The sequence below is a fragment of the Pseudomonadota bacterium genome, assembly GCA_008501635.1.
Lineage (GTDB): Bacteria > Pseudomonadota > Gammaproteobacteria > QQUJ01 > QQUJ01 > QQUJ01.
Window position 1 is genome coordinate 88,517 of the sequence record QQUJ01000025.1, and the last position, 19,408, is coordinate 107,924.

The following is a 19,408-nucleotide window of genomic DNA, read 5'->3' on the forward strand; positions in this document are numbered from 1 at the left end:
CACTGACGCTGAGTATAGATACAAAAAAGGACGATGGGGCGACCTAACAACACCGACCAGACCTAGTCAATTTTTAACTGGATAGTTTTACGCACGTCACAAGACAAAAATCTTCCACACTACCCGGACAAAAACTCGGCGTGACCCTGCAGGCAGTGAGTAACCTCCGATTAACCGTGCAGGCAGGGCCTGTCAACTATTTATTCGTACAAAGTCCACGCTTAGTTTGCCTCATTATGTATCAACACGCGGGGAGCGGTTGCTCTCCGTAGCAATCATCTTCGCAGCATGTATGTCATATACGATTTGTCATATCGATAGCCACGGTCCTCCCAGATAGAGCGATGATTACTTGCACCTTCAGCGAACAAAGACGCCAATTTTAAAGTCGGCATTTTGATTAAGTTCTCTCCTACCATTCCCTTCGCTTTGCTCAGCTCAAAGCGATATCCTTACCCGGAAGCAGAACATTCTCTCAATCACAATTCAACGCTTTCTGTGGCCAATTAGGTGTGATGGTACTGCCGTATGCGGTTCGATCTCGATGTCGGCTATTGTGCAGATACGCTTGAAGTATTTCTCGTAGCTCGCTGCTCTTTGCACCCTGTCACTCCAATTGGGGAAAGCGCCACCGCATTCTTATGTGAACGTGGATTTCAAGAGTACCAACCGAACCTAAAAACCCATTACTGACACTAGGAGATTGACAGCGAGATTAGTGTCGCTGCGCATTTATTTGACCGGGTGAAACGGTGAATCCAGATCAACCGTCGCCATAGCGCACCGCGTATTCGACCCGCAACGCTGCCAATGTGGTGGCCGCCTCTGCGCTGAAGTCAGCCCCTGTCCAAGCTCGGTGAAGCCCTTGACGGTAGTGTTTGGCATTGTGCCAATAGGTCAGCGCATTCGCCTTGTTATCGACGAAGTTGTTGCGGGTTCTCTTGACCACGGCGGGTGTGCCTGCGACGATCGAGTTGTCGGGTATCACAGTACCCTCGCGGACGATCGAACCGGGCGCGATAATGCAGTTGTCCCCCACGCGTGCATTGTCCATGATCACCGCATTGATACCGACTAGACAGTTATTGCCAATCGTACAACCGTGCAATATGACATGATGGGTGATCGAGCAATAGTCCCCAATCACCGTGTCACCCTCCCAGCATGTGTGGATCATCACGAAGTCCTGTATATTAGAGAAGCAACCAATGCGCACCGCATTCACCTCGGCTCGGACCACGCTATAAGGCCAGAATGACACCCCCTCTCCGACGGTCACGTCACCGTAAATCTGCGTAGTCTGATGAATATATGCATTGTCGTGGATCATCACCTTCGGTCCATAATTAGTCATTCGGGACTCCTCGTCCAGTATATTGCCCCCGTAGGCACACCGCTTGTGCAGCTGTTTCCTGCACCTGCACTGGCAGGGCTATTCAGTTTCCCTCTATTCTTGATGGTGCAACCTCTTCCGTTGTGCACCTCGCATGAACTCCACCAGATTTACTTTACCCAGGACTACGACTAGTTGGCCGGGCAACCAACCACGAGGCAGTCACCAAGAGCACTAATCCGACGGAGTGGTAGCGCTCAAAGACCTCTCCAAGCAGTATGATCGCCATGAGAACACCGAAACTCAGGATCAGATAGGAGATGATCCCAGCGCGGTTTGCACCTAAGAGTTCGACGACACGATTGTACGAAAGGTGGGCGATTATCGACGAGAATAAGGCGAGAAACAGAATAGCTACGACGGTGTCGCCGGTAAACGGGAATGCCTCGATTGTCAATGTTTCCCAAATATATAATGGCAATAGCTGCAACAATCCGAAGATTACCGCAAAAGCCATAAAGCTTGCGGGATGAATGGACGGGCGTTTGGGAAGCAGGACGGTGTAGAGGGCCCAAGTTACGGTCGCTGCGAAAACCCACAAATCACCGGAGTTGAATATAAACTCCGATATTCGGAATAAATCACCGCGCAGAATTATAACCACAGTGCCTAGTAATCCACAGATCAAACCAATCAGAATGGTGTTGCGTACACTGACTTGAAACAATAAAAAAGATAGCAGTACGATGATTGCGGGACGGGACGAGTTAATCAACAGTGCGTTAACGGCGGTGGTCCGCTCCAGTCCGAGATAAATGAATGTATTGAATCCGCTGATCGCGAGGGCAGCTAATAAGAACATCCAACGCCATTGACTGCGCACCACAGGCCAATCCTCACGCAAATGTGGCCAAGCTAGCGCCAGTAGTATTGGCACCGTCGGTACCCAGCGCCAGAAGTTGAGACCGATAGGAGGAACTAGGTCGTGTATGCCACGTCCGACGATGATATTGCTCGCCCACACAAGGGCGGCAATCACCATCAACACATACCCCTGGTCGTAGATCCAGCGCTTCATCCTGGTCACACAAAGATCCTCTGAGGCACATACGCGTTCATTCTATGATTGCAAAATAGTGTGCGTATTGGACAACTTAAACACTCATACGATGTCACCGAGCACGCTGCAACTGAAAGATCTACCGTTACAAGTTCTTTATAGCCTCACGCAGATATTCTGAAGCTCGGTGTAAAATTCTAGAGAGTGGACCCCCCCTTCGCGGCCAATACCGGAGTGTTTACTTCCACCAAATGGTGTACGTAAATCACGCAACATCCAACTGTTCACCCAGCAAACTCCAACATCCAACCGCTGCGCGACACGGTGCGTACGGCTAGCATTTTCACTCCATAGTGCCGCACCTAGGCCATAGCGTGTGTCGTTGGCCAGTGCGATCACCTCTTCCTCACTATCAAAGGGACGTACGTGACAACACGGGCCGAAGATTTCCTCGCGCACAATGACAGAGTCATCCGAGAGGCCCGTCCAGATAGTAGGCTGCACCCATGCGCCACCTGCTAACTCACCAGGCATTTCTGGTACGCCGCCTCCCGTTATTACAGTAGCGCCTTGTTCAATTGCTCGCTTGTAGTACACCAATACTTTGTCGCGATGGTTCTGACTAATCAATGGGCCAAGGGTTGTTCCAGGGTGATTCCACGCGCCAAGCACCAAGTGTTCTGCGCCGGTCTTCAGCCGGACCACAAATTCGTCAAAGATCGCTCGCTCTACGTAAAGGCGTTCGGTGCTAAGGCAGATTTGACCGCAGTTATCGAACACCGAACGCAGTGTGCCCGCGACGGCCTTGTTCATATCACAGTCGGCAAAAACGATGCCGGGGTTCTTACCTCCTAACTCGAAACTGATATCGCGCACGCCGTTCGCTGCAGCACGCATGATAGTCTCTCCCGTGCTCGTTTCACCGGTAAAGGTAATCGCATCCACATCGGGATGCTCCGTAAGGAAGGTACCAGCTGAGTTGGGCCCAAAACCGTGCACCACGTTGTACACGCCCGGCGGTACGCCTGCCGTGTTCATTACCTCGCCTAGCAACGCGGCGGTTGTGGGTGTTTCCTCGGAGGGTTTGACCACCACTGAATTTCCACAGGCCAATGCCGGGGCGACCTTCCAAGTCATCAGTAGCAACGGCATATTCCAAGGGCTAATTACACCAATCACACCCTTGGGTTTGCGCACAGTGTAATTAAGCGCACCTGCACTATCTGTAGTGTCAAGCATAAAGCTCTCGGCGGCAAAACCCTTTAGAGCTTCGGCGAAGAAACTGAAATTAGCTGCACCGCGGGGAATATCAATTTGACTAGCTACTTGCTTCGGCTTACCAGTGTCCCCGCATTCGGCGTCGAGGAACTCATCAAAACGTGCATTGATACCATCAGCGATACGGTGCAAGATCGCCGTACGCTCGTCTAGCGAAAGACGGCTCCAAGGACCTCGCAACGCGGCGCGTGCCGCAGAAACCGCAGCGTCGATCTCTTCGTGACCTCCCTCGTGGGTCTCACCGATCTTTACTCCAGTCGCCGGGTCGCGGTTGGCGAAGCGCCGGTCGCTGACCGAACCGACGTGTTTGCCGTTGATGAAATGTTTGACTTCTCGCATGTCATTCTCCATCCTCTCGAATCTTCTGGAAGTCGCGAGTTGAAGTGCCATTGTCCCACATGCTCGCAGCCCCCATCTTGCGCCAAACTGACACCAGCACTCTCTCTTAATCAATATCAAAGTTGGCCAGTGAAAACGATCACTTCCCAATTCTATTGCTCTCGACCCCTCGGCAAATTCGTCACGCACCCTTTGTAGCTCGCTGCGATCCAGTATTGAACCGGTCTCGGGCACCCACAGACAATATCTGAACCCTAGAATCAACTGCTCCGATTGAGTCTTTACATCTGACATTCAGGGCCGGAAAAAATCTACGTCATCTTCGTGAGTTGGCTCTTCCAAATTTTGCCGGTGGGACCGACGGGCAATGCTGCCACTAACACCACTTTATTCGGCCGCTTGTATGGTGAGAGGAGAGGTGTGACGTGTTCGCCAATATCAGCATCGCTCATCTTCCATCCAGGCAAGGGTTGAACGAAGGCGATGATCTCCTCGTCACTGCCCCTCACCGGACGACCAATAACGGCGCATTGGGCCACGCCTGGATGGCTGGCGATGGCAGTTTCAACCTCGCCAGGATAGACATTGAATCCGGACCGAATAATTATCTCCTTCGTCCGTCCGACAATGGCATAGTTACCACACGGAAGCCTAATGGCCAGATCGCCCGTGACAAACCATCCATCGGGTCGAAAAACGCTAGCAGTGGCTTCGGGGTTACGATAGTACCCCATCATGAGCGATGGTCCTCGGACCCACAGTTCCCCGACTTCGCCGTCAGTAACGTCACGGTTCTTAGCAACAATCTTAATTTCAATGCCTCCCTGGGGAATCCCCACGCTTTCCGATGCAGCGTTTGTACCCAGCTCTGTGCGAAGTATCGGTGTGCATTCGGTCATCGCGAAACCGTTGCAAAGAGGCATACCAAACAACTGTTCGACCCTCGCTTTCAAGCTGGGGTCGAGGGGGGCTCCACCTGTAATCAGATTGCGTAAACGATGCCCCGTCAGGTTACGGTCTCGCTGCTGCAGATAATCCAAGAGGCGTGTGAACAATGTTGGCACACCCATCAACACAGTTATTTCTCCCCGCTTAAGTGCGCCCTCCAAATCTTCTAAATCAAGCCGCGGCACCAGCCGTGTAGTCGCTCCAGCCCACACGCTGGTCATGATGTACATTGCCACCCCCATGATGTGGGAGAGTGGTGCCAGACCGTACAACCGGTCCTCCGGACCGATTCTCCGAGCAGTCGACGTACTCGACCCCATGTTGAGCAAAGCACGGTGACTAAGCATCACACCCTTAGGTTGCCCGGTGGTTCCAGAGGTAAACAGCAGCAACCCCACCTGCCGGTCATTTTCCGGATGGACTCGTTCAGGTACCGCCGCCGCGTCTGTGGCTCCGAAGGCTACTTTACCGGTGGGAAGGTCTAGAATCTCGGTATCCGTAGCGGCGGTATGGTTCAACGCCGCGTGTGAATTTTCAATGATGTAGGCAATCAAGCGGGCCCCAAGGGACTGTTTCATCGCCGAGATCTCACACTCGGAAACTCGTGCGTTGACTATCGCTGGCCACGCGTCAATACGTTGTGCAGCAAACATCAGCACTACGGTACTGATGCTATTTTCAGCCACAATCATAATCCTATCACCCGGCCGCACCCCACGATCGACGAGAGTATCGACCGACGCGGATATGGCTGCCGACAGTTCACTGTAGCTCACTCGATCGCTACCGACTTCCTCAAAGGCCGTCTGTTCGGGTGCCTCACGTGCCCAATGCAAAACTGGTTCATACGCGCGCGCAGGCAGGTCTGAAATCGCCACCGCTGTATCTGCCCGTCACGTTTCCCGGCGGTAAGCTTGCAGCCCAGGCTTATATGATTTCTCGTCGAGGAACTGTCTCATACCCTTTTCACGACCACGCTCCGGATCGAGTGCAATGGTTTGGTCGAGCTTGGCGCGCAGGTATTCAGACGATTGCTCCCACGACAGGCTCTTCGACATCTTGATGGCGGTTTTTGTCGCCCGCACCACCATCGGATTTTTCTCCAAGAGACTCTTTGCCACCTCGATAGTTCTGTCCTTAAGGCGACCTTTAGGAACAGCCTCGTTAACCAACCGCATATCCACAGCCTTTCGGCCGTCGAAATTCTCACCGGTCATGGCGTAGTAAAGGGCGTCGCGCTGGCTCATGACCTCGGTCAGTACTTTAGAGACGATTCCCCCGGGGATGATGCCCCAGTTCACCTCAGACAGCCCGAAAACGGCATCCTCGGCTGCAATAGCGAGATCGCAAGCGACCAGCGGAGTGAATGCACCGCCGAAACACCAGCCGTTGACCATAGCAATGGTCGGCTTCGGATAGTCTACAAGGCGGCCCCATTGCCAAGCCGCATTAGCGCGATAGACTTGCGCTTTTTCCATCGGGCTCATCTTATCTACGGCACGGAAGTAGTCTTGGAGATCCATACCTGCAGACCACGAATCGCCGACGCCGGTCAATACCAATACGCCGCAGGATTCGTCTAGTTCCAACGCATCCAACGTGGCGAGCATCTCGAACGCCAACTCAGCACTCATCGCATTGAGTTTCGCCGGACGATTGATCGCTACCCAAGCTATTCCGTCTGCAATGTCAACAACTACGTCCTTACCCCACGGTTTACCTTCATGTACAGTGTTCGAGTTACTCATCAAATGTTCCCCTTACTGAATAGACTTGATTTGACGTAATCCCTTACGCTTCGGCGGCAAACAACCCCCCGCCCGCAGCCAGTCGGGACAGGTGATGATCGGCATCTCCGAATAGAATATCGATCGCTGTGAGACGTTGCACGTAATGTCCGATATCATGCTCAATAGCGAGCCCAATGCCGCCATGAAGCTGAATCGCCTGCTGGCCGATCAGACGTGCCGAACGACCGATTTGCACTTTGACGGCCGCCAGCGCCTGCCGTCGTTCACGCGCGTTCGAATAGTCAGCCATCATCGTACCGAACATCGCCATACTGCGACTCTGCTCGAGTGATACCAACATGTCGACAGCACGGTGCTGAAGTACCTGGAACTTACCAATAGCAGTGCCGAATTGGACGCGGGTTTTGAGGTACTCGACGGTCCTCTCGTGTGCGGCAGTCATCGCCCCCACTGCTTCAGCAGCTAAGGCCGCGATGGCATGGTCAAGTACCCGTTCAATGATTGGTAGGGCTTCGTCGGCATTACCAATCACCGACTCTGGTCCTACTCTCACGCCGGTCATCACTACATCCGCGGCGCGTCGCCCGTCAATGGTCGCGTAAGCCGTGCGTAGCAATCCATGGGCGGTGTCATCAACCAAAAACAAACCTATCCTGCTTTTGCCTGGGTGGCCGGTCTCCGTACGAGCTGTAATGATCAAGGCATCAGCACAATCGCCGTGCAACACCATGGTCTTGGCGCCGTCGAGCACCCAGCCGTCTCCGTCATGCCTGGCCGTGGTCCTGACGTGCGCCGGGTCATGACGTGATGTTGACTCAGTGTGCGCGAATGCGAGTCGCCATTCGCCTGAGACGATGCGCGGTAAAAGTGCCTTACACTGCTCATCATCGCCGCCCTCGCGTATCAACCCCCCACCTAATACCACTGTTGCCAGATAGGGCTCGAGAGCGAGAGCACGTCCCAACGCCTGCATGACTATCATGGTCTCGACCGGACCACAGCCCATTCCACCATGCCGTTCTGCAAAGGGGATGGCAAGTAGACCAAGTTCGGCATACTGCCGCCAAATCTCGAGACTCCACCCGTCTGCTCTGGCGGCAAATCCCTTTCGCGCCTCAAAGTCGTAGGTGTCAGACATTAGCCGCTCGACACTGTCAGCGAGTAGACGTTGTTCTTCGGTGAACTTGAAATCCATGGTCAAAGCTCAAGAGCAATCTTTGCGAGAATGTTCCTCTGGATCTCGTTTGAACCTCCATAAATGGAGAATTTCCGCCAATTGAGATAGTTGGGTACGACCATATCGGGCCATTCATGCTCAGAGTCCGGTGCAACTTCTGCTGCCGCTGCACGCAATGCGTAAGGACCCGCCAAATCAAGGTATAGTTCGGAGATTGCCTGTAAGATTTCCGAACCACGAATCTTAATGATTGATGCCGCTGGATCGTTCCCTTGTACTTCCCGTTGTTGCTCAAGAGCAAGTAGCCGCAACGTCGTGATTTCGTGGGCTTTGATTTGCACTTCGACGGAGGCGATGCGATTCCAAAAGGTTTCGTTTTCGATTAACGAACCACCACCCTGGCACTGCAGCGAGGCTAGATATTTGAGATGACGAATGCGCTCTTTGGCCTGACCGATCCGCGCTGTTCCGGTTCGCTCCTGGTTTAGCAAGTACTTTGCGTATTCCCAGCCTCGATTCTCCTCGCCGATCAGATTTTCCACCGGAACTTCTACATCGTCGAAGAACACTTCGTTGACTTCGTGCTCCCCGTCAATCGTAATAATGGGTCTCACAGTGACGCCGGGGCTTTTCATGTCAATCAACAGGAAGGAAATACCCTCCTGTTTCTTGGTTTTCGGATTCGTGCGCACAAGACAGAATATCCAATCGGCGTGCTGCCCGAGCGTGGTCCAAGTCTTCTGCCCATTGACCAAATAGCGGTCGCCTTGTCGACGCGCTGAAGTGCGCAACGAGGCGAGATCAGATCCGGCACCGGGTTCTGAAAAGCCTTGGCACCACCAATCGTCAAGATTAGCAATACGCGGCAAGAAGCGGCGCTGCTGGCTCTCGTTGCCAAACTGTGCAATAACCGGCCCCACCATATAGACGCCGAAGACCAGCACCGGTGGTGCAGGTGCCTGCTCAATTTCGGTGCGCAGTATGAAACGTTTGATGGGGCTCCAATCCGTGCCACCCCATTCGCGTGGCCAATGAGGTACCGCCCAGCCTCTGGCATTAAGGAGTCGCTGCCAGTTCACCACTTCCTCCTTGGAAGCGCTACGGCCTTGCTTGAGTTTCTGTCGAGTCGATTCGGGGAGCGTGTCGCGGATGAAGCTCCGCACTTCCTCACGGAATTCCAATTCCTCTTGTGTAAAACGAAGATCCACTACTCAGTCCTTTCACAATCACTTTTCACATTCTGATCCGTTTGAGAGCACCCCACTCCGATATCAGGATTAAAATATCTCATTTATCTGATACCCATCGTCTCTTCGATAAAGTAAACCGCTTGGTTTCCAATTGTCGCAACCACGCAACAAGTGCCAATGATGTCTGTAACCTTCGTAATCGTGTTCAGCCAATTCACTGATTCGTGCTCGACAGGTTCAAATCTCGCCAATTCGGCCCCAACTGCATTTGGTTAGTAATGGCGACTGGAACAATCATAAGCTGCGTGAGTTCGGACAATGATTCAAGCTCATCTATTCGAAATACCGCGTCGATCAGCTCATCAACAGTAGCTGAGGGCAGTACTGCTTCGGCATTTCGGCGGAATTTTTCAATCACAGCCGCATCATCCAATCGATGAGTGGATGCGAAACCATCACCAGGCGCAAAGTGATCCGCAGCGGTGAATATGCGTCCGCGTGCACTGATCGACACCTCTGTCGGCACCTCCTTCAACGGCTCCGGCCATGCGGCTCGGAGCCGCTCCTGGATATCCGGATGGGCCTCGCTCGTAACTCGGCGGGCAAGATCTCGGATCTGTGAGGCTCGCAGATGTTCGGGCTTCATCCACTCCGGCCCCGGCGGCACACCCGCTGCGGCGAGCGCGATGCCGAAAGGTAGACTAAACTGTAGATCGAAGGCATCGCGCGGCTCGTAGTTGTTCCACGGCGGAACCGCGAAGCTGGAAAAACCCCGCACATGGATGCCCTCGATCTCCTCGGGGCGGAGCTTCTCCTCACGGACCAACCGACAAACCAACCCTAGTGCGTAGTGGGTGTGTCGGCAGTGTGGAAAGGTCTTAATCGACGTGACACCAAGATGCCAAATCGTTCCCAATCCATCGGTTAGTACATCGGCATTGAAACTTTTGCGCGCCATGGCCCGAGCATAGCCATCATCATCGAGAATGGCATCAGGCCCAGTCTGGCCAGCGGCAGCAAGAACCGCCCCCTTTACCGCCCCACTTGCTGCACTGTCCATTTGATACTTGGCCATAGACATATTGGTAACGGAATTATGGGATAGTGGAGCAGGTGTGTGCATCGCACCAAGGGCAAGCGCGTGGACCATGTGCTCGCCGGAGAGCCGAAGCACACGTCCGCACGCTGCCGCCCCACCGACGACAGCGTGACCAAACCCTGTCGTGTCAGCGGGAATGGCACGCCCTTCCTCAATCTCAAAAATCGTGCCAAGCGCGAGAAAGACCCTTGCACCGACCTCAAAGCCCAATGTAAAAGCCGTCAACAGTTCGGCACCCGAGACGTTTTCCTCTTCGGCCAATGCCAGTGCGCTCCAATGAACTGCTGGACTTAGGTGCCCGATGTTCAAAAGAACCTCATCCATATCCATGAGGTTGCCTAGCCGGGCATTGAGGTAAGCCGCATGGTCCGATGGCATCCGCCACCCATCACCGACGACTGTAGCGCCCACGCCTTGTCCGCTTCTCCAGCGGCCAAATCCTTCAATAGTGATTCGACCGGCCGAGAGCGTAAACCCCCCCAGCGCACAACCCAAGCCGTCAAGCAGCAACCGTTTAGCATCATGTATGACATCGCCTGGGATAGCCTCAGCAGCAAATTCCGCGGCAAACTCGGCAAGCGCCTTGGTTTTATCCGCCCGAGTCCGCCCCTTCAAGATGTCCATAGATGATTCACTATGTTATAATGGTCCTACCATACTGCGGGTTGCTAGTTCTGTCAAGCGCTCCGCCTTAGGAATCATGACGAAAACGCCCAAGCAAAAGGCCGTCTCAGAACTTGATCTTGTCCTCGTCCTATTCCCTATTGGTCTTATTTTATTATCATTATATTATGTGGTGGTTGAGTTTTCACTGGGGGAGTTTCGATAATGGTTCAGATCACAACCACACGTCCTCTACTATGTGGATTCCGCCTATCAGCGCGATTTTCGGCAATACCTGCCGTTAGGGAGTACTAATGAACTCAGCCAAGGTTCGTAACGTGCGATTGTCCGATCGCGAGTTTCATAGAATTCGTAACGAGGAAGTCCTGCCACAGTGGGAAACTGGGAAAGCTATTGCCGATCTCAATCAGTGCATTGCCATAGCCAGCGAGTTATCCGCCGAGAAAAATCACGCGGAACGATTTCTAGCTGCTAAACGAGATGGACAGCACATCCTTATTCCTCAATTTGGTAAGGCTCTGACCGAGCTAATGATTGAAGGTATCAACTATGTTGAGAACGAAACCGATCTCGTCCCACATGGGGCCTGGAACCTCTATTCCGATTCCTACACGCGGAAAATGGAATATGGAAAAGCTGCTGTAGGAATTGAGCGCAGCCGCAAAGAGGGTATGTCTATGCTAAACGGTTGGCCAATCGTCAACTTTGGCGTTGATGAGGCGCGGAAAATCACCCGTGCGTCGAAACTACCCCTGCACTTTGTCACCTGCGACGAAGATGCGCGCCTAGCCTCCGATATCGCACTTGCCGCCGGTTGGACGGCGAACTCAGTAACGTCGCTACAGGAATGCATTGCGCATTCGAAAACTATTACGTTGGAGGATGAGATTCGGCTGATGCAGTACGATGCGCGATTAGCTGCGATCTATGAGGAAAATGGCGTTCCACAATGCCCTTGGAACACCACGCACCTCACTGGCTACGACAGCGCAGGCTACCATAGCTTCGTACACGTAACTGAGGCCGTACTTGCCGCCGAGCAGGGCGTAAAGTGTCAGTATCTATCACATGGTATCGGAATGAATTTGGTGCAGGATATTGCAATGATCAGAGTCTCAGAGCGACTCTGCTACGAATACTGTGCGCGCTTCGGACATCACGACGTCGAGTTCGTCACCGGTACATTTCCGTTTCTTGGGGCGTGGCCACCGCGTGATGATGAGGCCAATGCGATGATTGCCTGGAATACAATAATCCCAGTCATGGGTGGGATTCCTGGGGTCATTTTGAAATGTCAGGATGAAGCCTTCGCGACACCCACTAAGGAGGGCATGGCTAGATCCGTACGTTTGGCTCGACATCTCTTAACAGTCATGGGAACACAGAGAATCCCGGAAAGCGAAGCATTGTGGTTGGAAGAGAAGATGATCGAATGGGAGGTAAGAACCCTGCTCGACAAATGCCTCGAGCTTGGCGATGGCGACATGGCGATAGGTTTGTGCCGAGGCGTTGATGCTGGCTGGATCGACACCATGGTTACGCCTTGGAAATACAATCCCGGCAAAGTTCTTCTTGTGAGGGATGCGGACAACGCTGTGCGCTATTTAGATTCCGGAAACATCCCGCTGCCCTCCGAAGTCAAGGAGTACCATCGAGAGAAGATTGCCGAGCGCGAACGTCGATTTGCCTGTCATGCCAACTTGGATCTCGTGATCAAGGATATCCAGTTCGCCTCCACATTGCCACCTTCACCTGGAACCGGTCGAGTCGGAGATGCGTCACCATCCGGAGATATATATGCCCATCGGTAATATTGTGATAGGAACGATCGGAGCAGATGCCCATATGATTGGTGCCTGGGTGCTACAGAAGGCACTTACCGATGCTGACTTCGCTGTCACCTTTTTGGGTGCGATCGTGCCGCAGGAGGAATTTGTCAATGCTGCTATTGAAACAAATGCAGATGCGATTCTTGTGTCTTCCATGTACGGTATGGGAATTATCGATTGCGAGGGACTGCGCGAAAAGTGCATTGAAGCTGGCTTGGGGGATATACTTCTGTATGCAGGGGGTAATGTCGCTGCATCGCTCGAACTCGATCGCAATTGGCCGGAGATCGAGCAACGCTTTCGCGATATGGGCTTCAACCGTGTATACCGTAATACAGTAACGGTGGCGGAAGTAATTGCTGCGCTAAAAGCGGATCTGAGGATCCAAGATTGAGGACTGGAAACGGTTAGGTCCGAGATGGATATCCGGATTCTAATTGACTTAGGTAGCACCTACACCAAGGTGCTCGCTGTTGATCTTGATCAAGAAGTGTTGGTCGGCAGGGCACAGGCGCTGACCACGGTAGCGACGGATATTTCGATCGGGCTCAGTGAAGCCTATTTTACATTGATCGCAGAATGCGGTATCGACGAGAAGGATATTCGAGGTCGATATGCTTCCAGCAGCGCTGCCGGTGGACTGCGAATGGCTGCCATCGGGCTTGTGCCATCGCTCACGCTCGAAGCTGCTCGCCGAGCAGCACTGGGGGCTGGCGCCAAGGTTGTCAGCGCCTACGGATTCAAGATCTATTCAGACATCGTGCTTGAACTTGAAGAAGCCTCTTGCGACATCATCCTTTTGACCGGAGGAACCGATGGCGGTGACACAGAGGTGATCTTACACAATGCGCGCATGTTAGCCGATTCGAGACTAAGCTGTCCAATTCTTGTAGCCGGTAATCGCGTCGCTTCCGAACAGGTCAAATCAATTCTGCAGGGAAAGGGTAAGACTGTCGCTGTTACGCAAAATGTCCTTCCGAGCCTGGAAGCAGTTGAAGTCGGTCCCGTGCAGGCGTTGATCCGTGACATCTTCATAGCACAGATTACCGATGCGAAAGGATTGACAAGCGCGCGTGAATTCATTCACAACGAGATCGTACCAACACCTAAGGCGACCCTGCAGGCAGCAGCCCTACTCGCTGACGGAACCTCAGAAGAGCGGGGTATCGGTACCTTAGCTATCGTCGAAGTAGGTGGTGCGACCACGAACATTCATTCAGTATGCTCCGGCACGCCATCCGATCCACAGACACTCGTGCGCGGACTCCCCGAACCGCGCGTAAAACGAACTGTAGAGGGTGACCTGGGTATTCGGTACAATGCCCCGACCATATACGAGCTGATGGGTGAGGAACACGGTGAAACTAGGCTACGCGCCATTCATCGGTTTTCAAACGCTGATGCCATCGAATTAGAGGAGCATATTGCCGCCCTGTCAGCCGACGTCGGATATGTGCCGGAAGATACCCTGACGTTTGACGTCGACATTCTGCTTGCCGAATATGCGACGTCAGTCGCAATGCAACGCCACGCCGGTACACTGCGCGAAGAGTACAGCGTGGTTGGCAAGATAAAGGTGCAGACTGGCAAGAATCTCCTCGACATAGAAAACCTCATTGGCACTGGCGGAATTTTTAAGTACGGTCGACACCCTGAACGCATATTACAAGCCGCCCAATTCAGTCTCGACTCACCGTGGAGCTTAAAACCAAAAACACCCAAAACCTTTATCGACTGCGAATACTTTCTGTATGCAATTGGCTTGTTGGCTGAGCACTTTCCCACCAAGGCGTTACGTATCGCGAAAAAATATCTTCAACCCATCTCCATCGACTCATTCGTTGCCTGAGGTTACACAGACTACCTGCTGTGAGGTTGAGGCATCCACAAGCAGCGTGGATCATGTGTATTCACTGGTAGGACGGATTTTTTCAACCAGGAGAGTAAAGTGAAAGACAGCCCAGTCAACGCTGAACGAAAGACGCCGAGGGAAGCCCGATCAAAACCGAAGTTTCGTGGAGTGTCCACGCGTCGCCTCTTCGAAGAGGTTTGCGATCAAATTCGAGTCGAAGTAGCCGCGGGGAACTTGCGGCCTGGCGACAAATTGCCGCCCGAGCGTGAACTAGCAGAACATTTCGAGGTAAGCCGAGTCGTGATACGCGAGGCTCTCCGAAGCTTGGAGGTTAGCGGCATCGTTGCCCTCCGCAAAGGCGTCAAGGGTGGCGCTTTCATACAAGATGGCTACCCCGATCAACTCAGCCAATCGATTCGCGACCTATTTCATTTGGGCAGGCTATCACTTGGGAGTCTCACAGAAGCGAGGGTCTTGGTCATGCAAATGGTTGTTCCGCTGGCTTGCAAACGAGCCACGGAAGAGGACCTTGCCACCCTTGAGAGGAATGTCGAGGAAACGGCTACACTAGCCGAGGATCCCCTTCAATCAGGCCGGCTTGCACACAATCTTCAGTTCTACCAACTTGTTGCTGCCTGTACCCATAATAATACGCTGCGCGTAATCGTCGACCTCGTCACCGAGGTCGTGCTCCATGAACTTATGCACATCGACCCCGACCCATTAGCCGATCTGGCTAGGAGTCGACGTCGATTCTTCCGTCTTTTTCGTGCCCGCGATGTGGAGCGAGCGACCAAACAGATGGTCACACATCTGAAGAAACTACATCGTCACCTTAGTGCTTAGGGTTTCGAATTTGGCTATCGCGGGTAGGCTGAGGACATGGACAATCAGGGCACCGAAGCGGCATATCAGGCAGCGCTAAACGAAGGAAAGTTTATCATACAGCTATGTAGTAGCTGCCAACGCCATATATTCTATCCTCGTCAGATCTGCCCGCACTGCGGCACCTGGGGATTGAAATGGGTGGAGTCGTGCGGCACAGGGACCATTTACTCGACCACGACAGTGCGGCGCACATCTGATGCCGGAGGTGACCTAAACGTATCCTTAATCGACCTTGACGAAGGCGTGCGAATGATGAGTCGAGTTGAAGGAATCGCACCGCACCAGGTACGTATTGGTATGCGCGTCGTTGCCCGCGTGATGGATAAAGACGGGCGTGGACTAGTCATGTTCGAACCGCTGGATGCAGGGCCGTGAATGCATTGCGCGGCTCTACTGCAATCGTCGGTGTCGGCACTGCAGGTTGTGGCGAAGCGCCAGGGTACAGTGATATCGAGATTCTCGCAGAAGCGGCGGCTAGAGCCGTAGCGGACGCTGGATTGAGCCTGTGCGAGATTGACGGTCTGTGCACGGCCAATCTGAATTCTGCCATGTGGCCGCTTAATGTCTGCGAATACCTTGGGCTGCGGCCTCGCTTCGTAGAAGGAACAAACATCGGTGGCGCCGCCTTCGTTGCTCATCTGCTACCAGCCGCACTAGCCCTGAATGCGAGACTTTGCGACGCAGTCCTAGTCTGCTATGGGAGCACACAACGCACAAATACTCGCAGCCGTCGCAACAAATCACGAGCACGATCTGTGCTCGATCCGGCACCCTTCGAATCGCCGTATGAACCTTTTCTCCCCCCCTCGGCCTATGCGCTGATTACGGCGCGACACATGCACCAATACGGAACGACAAGGCGCCACCTCGCAGAGGTGGCAGTCGCAGCGAGGCGCTGGGCACAACTCAATCCGGAAGCTTTTTCGCGTGAATCACTGACTATCGAAGAAGTGCTGGCCTCACCGATGCTATTTGACCCACTGACGGCCCATGACTGCTGCCTAGTGACTGACGGCGCCGCCGCCTTTGTGATGGTACGAACCGACCGCGCGCGCGACCTTATCCACGCGCCAGTGCATGTTCTGGGGTGCGCATCTGCGGTCTGGCACCGCCAAGTGTCGGGTATGGAAGACCTGACTGTAACCCCGGCCTGCGACTCCGGCCCACGCGCATATGCCATGGCCGGGATTAGTCCAGCAGACGTCGACGTCGTACAGATTTACGACGCATTTACTATCAATACAATACTAGCGCTGGAGGATCTTGGCTTTTGCGCGAAGGGCGAAGGTGGGCCATTTGTCAGTGATGGAGCCATAGCACCGGGGGGACTGTTGCCGGTAAACACCAATGGCGGCGGACTGTCGTGTGTGCATCCTAACATGTACGGTGCCTTTGCCGTAATCGAGGCCGTGCAGCAATTGCGTGGTGCGTGTGGTGCACGTCAAGTTGAGGGTGCGACGGTGGCGCTGGTGCAGGGCAATGGGGGCGTCGCCGCATCATCTCAAGCGACTGCACTATTGGGCACCGCAACGGCGCTATAAGTCAGCGGTCCAGTCGAATAGGAAATCGCCAGCGGCATACAACCCCATGTGTGATTTCGGAACTCGACCAAGCCACGAAATGTTCCCCATGACTGTCGAGCGCGTCACCGGGTGGCGAGGTGCGACGAGCCGTCACGGATTCAACCGCTCACACACTTCTACCCAGAGCGCGGCGCTGCACGATCAGCTTGTGATCCAGATGGGCTGCACCCGTTGAGCAATCTGGCCACCACTCCTGCGCCATTTATCGGCAGATTGCTTGTTGCGACCACAGCGCTCGTAGTGATCGCTGAATGGAGCGACCTCGGCGTGTTCTGGCTTCTAGCCCGAGCCGGCATGCTAGGCTGCCTGATGCTATTAGCGCTCCGCGTAGGCTGGTCACACCGCCTGTTTCTAGCAATCGCTGGCGCTTTAACCGTCTGGGCGATCATGAACTTACCGGATTGGAACGACGTGATCTCGCGGGCACTGAACGGCACCGCGTTCATCGCGGCATTCTTCATCACCCTGGCTTGCTTGCACACCGCAGCAGCTGGTTCGGCGGCAATTAGCCAATGCGGGTATTATCTCGCCAATCAACCTCCGGGACGTCGCTATCTCGCCCTGACTGTTGGCGGACACCTATTCGCATTAGTACTGACCTATGGTGTTATCTCGCTATTTGGCAGCTTGATCAAGCACAGTCTCCGAGCAGAACCCGATGAAGTTATCCGCGGCATCCGCACAAGGCGCATGTTGCTGGCCGTGCAGCGCGGCTTCGTTGCCGTGCTCTGCTGGTCTCCGCTTTCCTTGGCTATGGTGATCTCCGTCTCGGTGGTTCCCGGTGCGTCATGGTCTGGCGTAGTACCGTACGGCATCGTCACCGCGCTGCTGCTATGCACGCTAGGCTGGTCACTCGACACCCTATATAGGCCCCGAGTCGCGATTCCGCCTCATCCATCGCCGCCGCACTCCCCAGATGCCTGGAAGGCACTGCTACCACTGTTTGGCCTTTTGTTACTTTTGCTTTCGCTTGTCGGCGTACTGCAGTGGCTTACCGGGCAGCGCACTGTCGTGGTGGTAATGATTGTGGTGCCACTGTTGAGCTTAACTTGGATCATGATCCAGAAATCGCAGCCAATCGTCGATGAGAAGCCACAGGTGATACGCCAACGCCTTACCGCATTTACCACATTTCAGCTACCTGCATATGCGCCCGAATTGGTGCTATTAACGATGGCGGGCTATATTGGTACGCTCGCAGCCGCACTGCTTGCCCCCTGGATTACCTCTCACCCCGGTGCGGCTGAAACGTCACCAATGGTCCTGATCGGTGTACTCTGGTTGGTCCCACTGCTCGGACAAATCGGGATGAACCCGATCCTTGCAGTGACATTAATCGGTCCGTTGCTTCCGAGCGCGGCGCAGCTTGGCGTGTCACCAAATCTGATTGTGCTAGCACTTGTTTCCGGTTGGGCGCTTGGGGGAGCTAGCTCGCCGTTCTCGGCCACGACACTATTGATCGGGCATCTCGGTGGTGTCAGTGCACACCGAGTAGGGCTCGTCTGGAATGGCCCGTTCACCTTACTCGGCACGACTCTGATATCGGCGTGGCTCTACCTGATGATCAGTACTTGATGACATCGTTGAGGGTATATCGTTACACGGGAAGTGATGTCGCGTCCAAGCCAAAGTCGCTAGAAATGTGATGGCACGCAACTCTATTGATAGCCGATCGCAAAAGTCCACCTTGAACAATTCTTCCCCATACTCCGCATCCTTACTAGCCATAGATTGGAGCGATCTCATTACTCCTTATATCGATCCTTTTGCTGGAAATAATCTCTTGCCAGGTATCTCACCGGTCCAGCGTGCGAACAGGGAGTTAATATGCGGTTTCTCTCCTCCCCAAAGACAGACAAGCACGTCGTCCCCGATGCACATTGCTCCCGCTTCGACTTGCCCCCGTTTACTAACGCCTATTCTGGTCAATTAGGATTCTATCTCCTTCTCACTGTATGTCTTGACGTCAGGCGTTGGCGTTGCCGATCATTTACGCAGCTCTTTGTACAGGTCCTGTTCAGCTTGCCGCGCTCCGGTCCGGCCCATTCGCACTAGTAAAGGTAACGGTGTGGCTCCCGGCCAATATTGATCACGCGCACACGCGAGCTCCGTCTCCCACATGGCGATTTCCAGGGGGCGTGCGGCTACAAGGAATTCCTTAACTGGTCGCACTCTCCCTTAAGGCATCTCTGATTAAGTCCCAAAGTTTGCGACAATACACGCATTATTTGGAACCGGTAGAAAACGATGAAACAGCAAACATTTGCCGCGGGGGAATTTGAGCAATTTCGAAAACCAACCCGGCGAGAGAAGTTTCTCTCGGAGATGGATGCTGTGGTTCCATGGGATCAGCTTTGTGAGCTCATCGAACCCCACTACCCCAAAGCGGGAAACGGGCGCCCCCCCATTGAACTGGAACGGATGTTGCGCATCTACTTCCTCCAACACTGGTTCAAC

Annotated in this window: 16 protein-coding genes; 8 read left to right on the top strand and 8 right to left on the bottom strand. The window is 53.8% G+C overall.

Features of this window, described 5'->3' with window-relative positions:
• Positions 1-763 precede the first annotated feature (763 nt).
• From DWQ09_15710 to DWQ09_15745, 8 genes are all read right to left on the bottom strand, one after another.
• Positions 764-1,354 carry a gamma carbonic anhydrase family protein gene (locus DWQ09_15710; protein KAA3626721.1) on the bottom strand — a complete coding sequence of 197 codons (591 nt, stop codon included), beginning with the start codon at positions 1,352-1,354 and terminating at the stop codon, positions 764-766.
• A gap of 154 nt (positions 1,355-1,508) precedes the next feature.
• Positions 1,509-2,411 (bottom strand): DMT family transporter, encoded by a 903-nt coding sequence (locus DWQ09_15715; GenBank protein ID KAA3626722.1) that lies wholly within the window; start codon positions 2,409-2,411, stop codon positions 1,509-1,511.
• Between the two features lie 138 nt (positions 2,412-2,549).
• Positions 2,550-4,010: a 2-hydroxymuconic semialdehyde dehydrogenase gene (locus DWQ09_15720; protein ID KAA3626742.1), complete on the bottom strand. Its 1,461-nt coding sequence runs from the start codon at positions 4,008-4,010 to the stop codon at positions 2,550-2,552.
• Positions 4,011-4,321: 311 nt separating this feature from the next.
• Entirely contained in the window at positions 4,322-5,836 is a 1,515-nt protein-coding gene (locus DWQ09_15725) for a long-chain fatty acid--CoA ligase (GenBank protein KAA3626723.1), read from the bottom strand.
• Between the two features lie 15 nt (positions 5,837-5,851).
• Positions 5,852-6,706 (bottom strand): p-hydroxycinnamoyl CoA hydratase/lyase, encoded by an 855-nt coding sequence (locus DWQ09_15730; GenBank protein ID KAA3626724.1) that lies wholly within the window; start codon positions 6,704-6,706, stop codon positions 5,852-5,854.
• 43 nt (positions 6,707-6,749) lie between these two features.
• Positions 6,750-7,904 (bottom strand): pimeloyl-CoA dehydrogenase small subunit, encoded by a 1,155-nt coding sequence (locus tag DWQ09_15735; protein KAA3626725.1) that lies wholly within the window; start codon positions 7,902-7,904, stop codon positions 6,750-6,752.
• Positions 7,905-7,906: 2 nt separating this feature from the next.
• A complete protein-coding gene (locus tag DWQ09_15740) occupies positions 7,907-9,094 on the bottom strand; it encodes a pimeloyl-CoA dehydrogenase large subunit (protein ID KAA3626726.1) in 1,188 nt (395 codons plus the stop codon).
• 196 nt (positions 9,095-9,290) lie between these two features.
• The gene (locus tag DWQ09_15745; GenBank protein KAA3626727.1) at positions 9,291-10,799 is read right to left on the bottom strand and encodes a hypothetical protein; all 1,509 of its coding nucleotides are present in this window, start codon (positions 10,797-10,799) and stop codon (positions 9,291-9,293) included.
• A gap of 293 nt (positions 10,800-11,092) precedes the next feature.
• Between DWQ09_15745 and DWQ09_15750 the strand changes: the two genes are divergently transcribed.
• From DWQ09_15750 to DWQ09_15785, 8 genes are all read left to right on the top strand, one after another.
• Positions 11,093-12,610 carry a hypothetical protein gene (locus DWQ09_15750; GenBank protein ID KAA3626728.1) on the top strand — a complete coding sequence of 506 codons (1,518 nt, stop codon included), beginning with the start codon at positions 11,093-11,095 and terminating at the stop codon, positions 12,608-12,610.
• The gene (locus tag DWQ09_15755; protein ID KAA3626729.1) at positions 12,597-13,022 is read left to right on the top strand and encodes a methylaspartate mutase subunit S; all 426 of its coding nucleotides are present in this window, start codon (positions 12,597-12,599) and stop codon (positions 13,020-13,022) included. Before DWQ09_15750 ends, DWQ09_15755 begins: the two co-directional genes overlap by 14 nt.
• A 24-nt stretch (positions 13,023-13,046) precedes the next feature.
• Positions 13,047-14,477 carry a MutL protein gene (locus DWQ09_15760; protein KAA3626730.1) on the top strand — a complete coding sequence of 477 codons (1,431 nt, stop codon included), beginning with the start codon at positions 13,047-13,049 and terminating at the stop codon, positions 14,475-14,477.
• A gap of 99 nt (positions 14,478-14,576) precedes the next feature.
• Positions 14,577-15,326, top strand: a complete 750-nt coding sequence (locus DWQ09_15765; GenBank protein KAA3626731.1) for a FadR family transcriptional regulator — start codon at positions 14,577-14,579, stop codon at positions 15,324-15,326.
• Positions 15,327-15,362: 36 nt separating this feature from the next.
• Positions 15,363-15,743 (top strand): DNA-binding protein, encoded by a 381-nt coding sequence (locus DWQ09_15770; GenBank protein KAA3626732.1) that lies wholly within the window; start codon positions 15,363-15,365, stop codon positions 15,741-15,743.
• 5 nt (positions 15,744-15,748) lie between these two features.
• Positions 15,749-16,909: a thiolase gene (locus DWQ09_15775; GenBank protein ID KAA3626743.1), complete on the top strand. Its 1,161-nt coding sequence runs from the start codon at positions 15,749-15,751 to the stop codon at positions 16,907-16,909.
• 336 nt (positions 16,910-17,245) lie between these two features.
• A complete protein-coding gene (locus tag DWQ09_15780) occupies positions 17,246-18,526 on the top strand; it encodes a hypothetical protein (protein KAA3626744.1) in 1,281 nt (426 codons plus the stop codon).
• A 672-nt stretch (positions 18,527-19,198) separates the two neighbouring features.
• Positions 19,199-19,408 (top strand): transposase (locus tag DWQ09_15785; protein ID KAA3626733.1); only part of this gene is annotated, 210 nt, incomplete at its 3' end.

What these genes read in the sequence shown, in the direction of transcription:
- DWQ09_15710 (KAA3626721.1), bottom strand. Translation starts at nt 1,354, where the DNA reads ATGACTAATTATGGACCGAAGGTGATGATCCACGACAATGCATATATT.
- DWQ09_15715 (KAA3626722.1), bottom strand. Translation starts at nt 2,411, where the DNA reads ATGAAGCGCTGGATCTACGACCAGGGGTATGTGTTGATGGTGATTGCC.
- DWQ09_15720 (KAA3626742.1), bottom strand. Translation starts at nt 4,010, where the DNA reads ATGCGAGAAGTCAAACATTTCATCAACGGCAAACACGTCGGTTCGGTC.
- DWQ09_15730 (KAA3626724.1), bottom strand. Translation starts at nt 6,706, where the DNA reads ATGAGTAACTCGAACACTGTACATGAAGGTAAACCGTGGGGTAAGGAC.
- DWQ09_15735 (KAA3626725.1), bottom strand. Translation starts at nt 7,904, where the DNA reads ATGGATTTCAAGTTCACCGAAGAACAACGTCTACTCGCTGACAGTGTC.
- DWQ09_15745 (KAA3626727.1), bottom strand. Translation starts at nt 10,799, where the DNA reads ATGGACATCTTGAAGGGGCGGACTCGGGCGGATAAAACCAAGGCGCTT.
- DWQ09_15750 (KAA3626728.1), top strand. Translation starts at nt 11,093, where the DNA reads ATGAACTCAGCCAAGGTTCGTAACGTGCGATTGTCCGATCGCGAGTTT.
- DWQ09_15755 (KAA3626729.1), top strand. Translation starts at nt 12,597, where the DNA reads ATGCCCATCGGTAATATTGTGATAGGAACGATCGGAGCAGATGCCCAT.
- DWQ09_15760 (KAA3626730.1), top strand. Translation starts at nt 13,047, where the DNA reads ATGGATATCCGGATTCTAATTGACTTAGGTAGCACCTACACCAAGGTG.
- DWQ09_15770 (KAA3626732.1), top strand. Translation starts at nt 15,363, where the DNA reads ATGGACAATCAGGGCACCGAAGCGGCATATCAGGCAGCGCTAAACGAA.
- DWQ09_15780 (KAA3626744.1), top strand. Translation starts at nt 17,246, where the DNA reads ATGCTAGGCTGCCTGATGCTATTAGCGCTCCGCGTAGGCTGGTCACAC.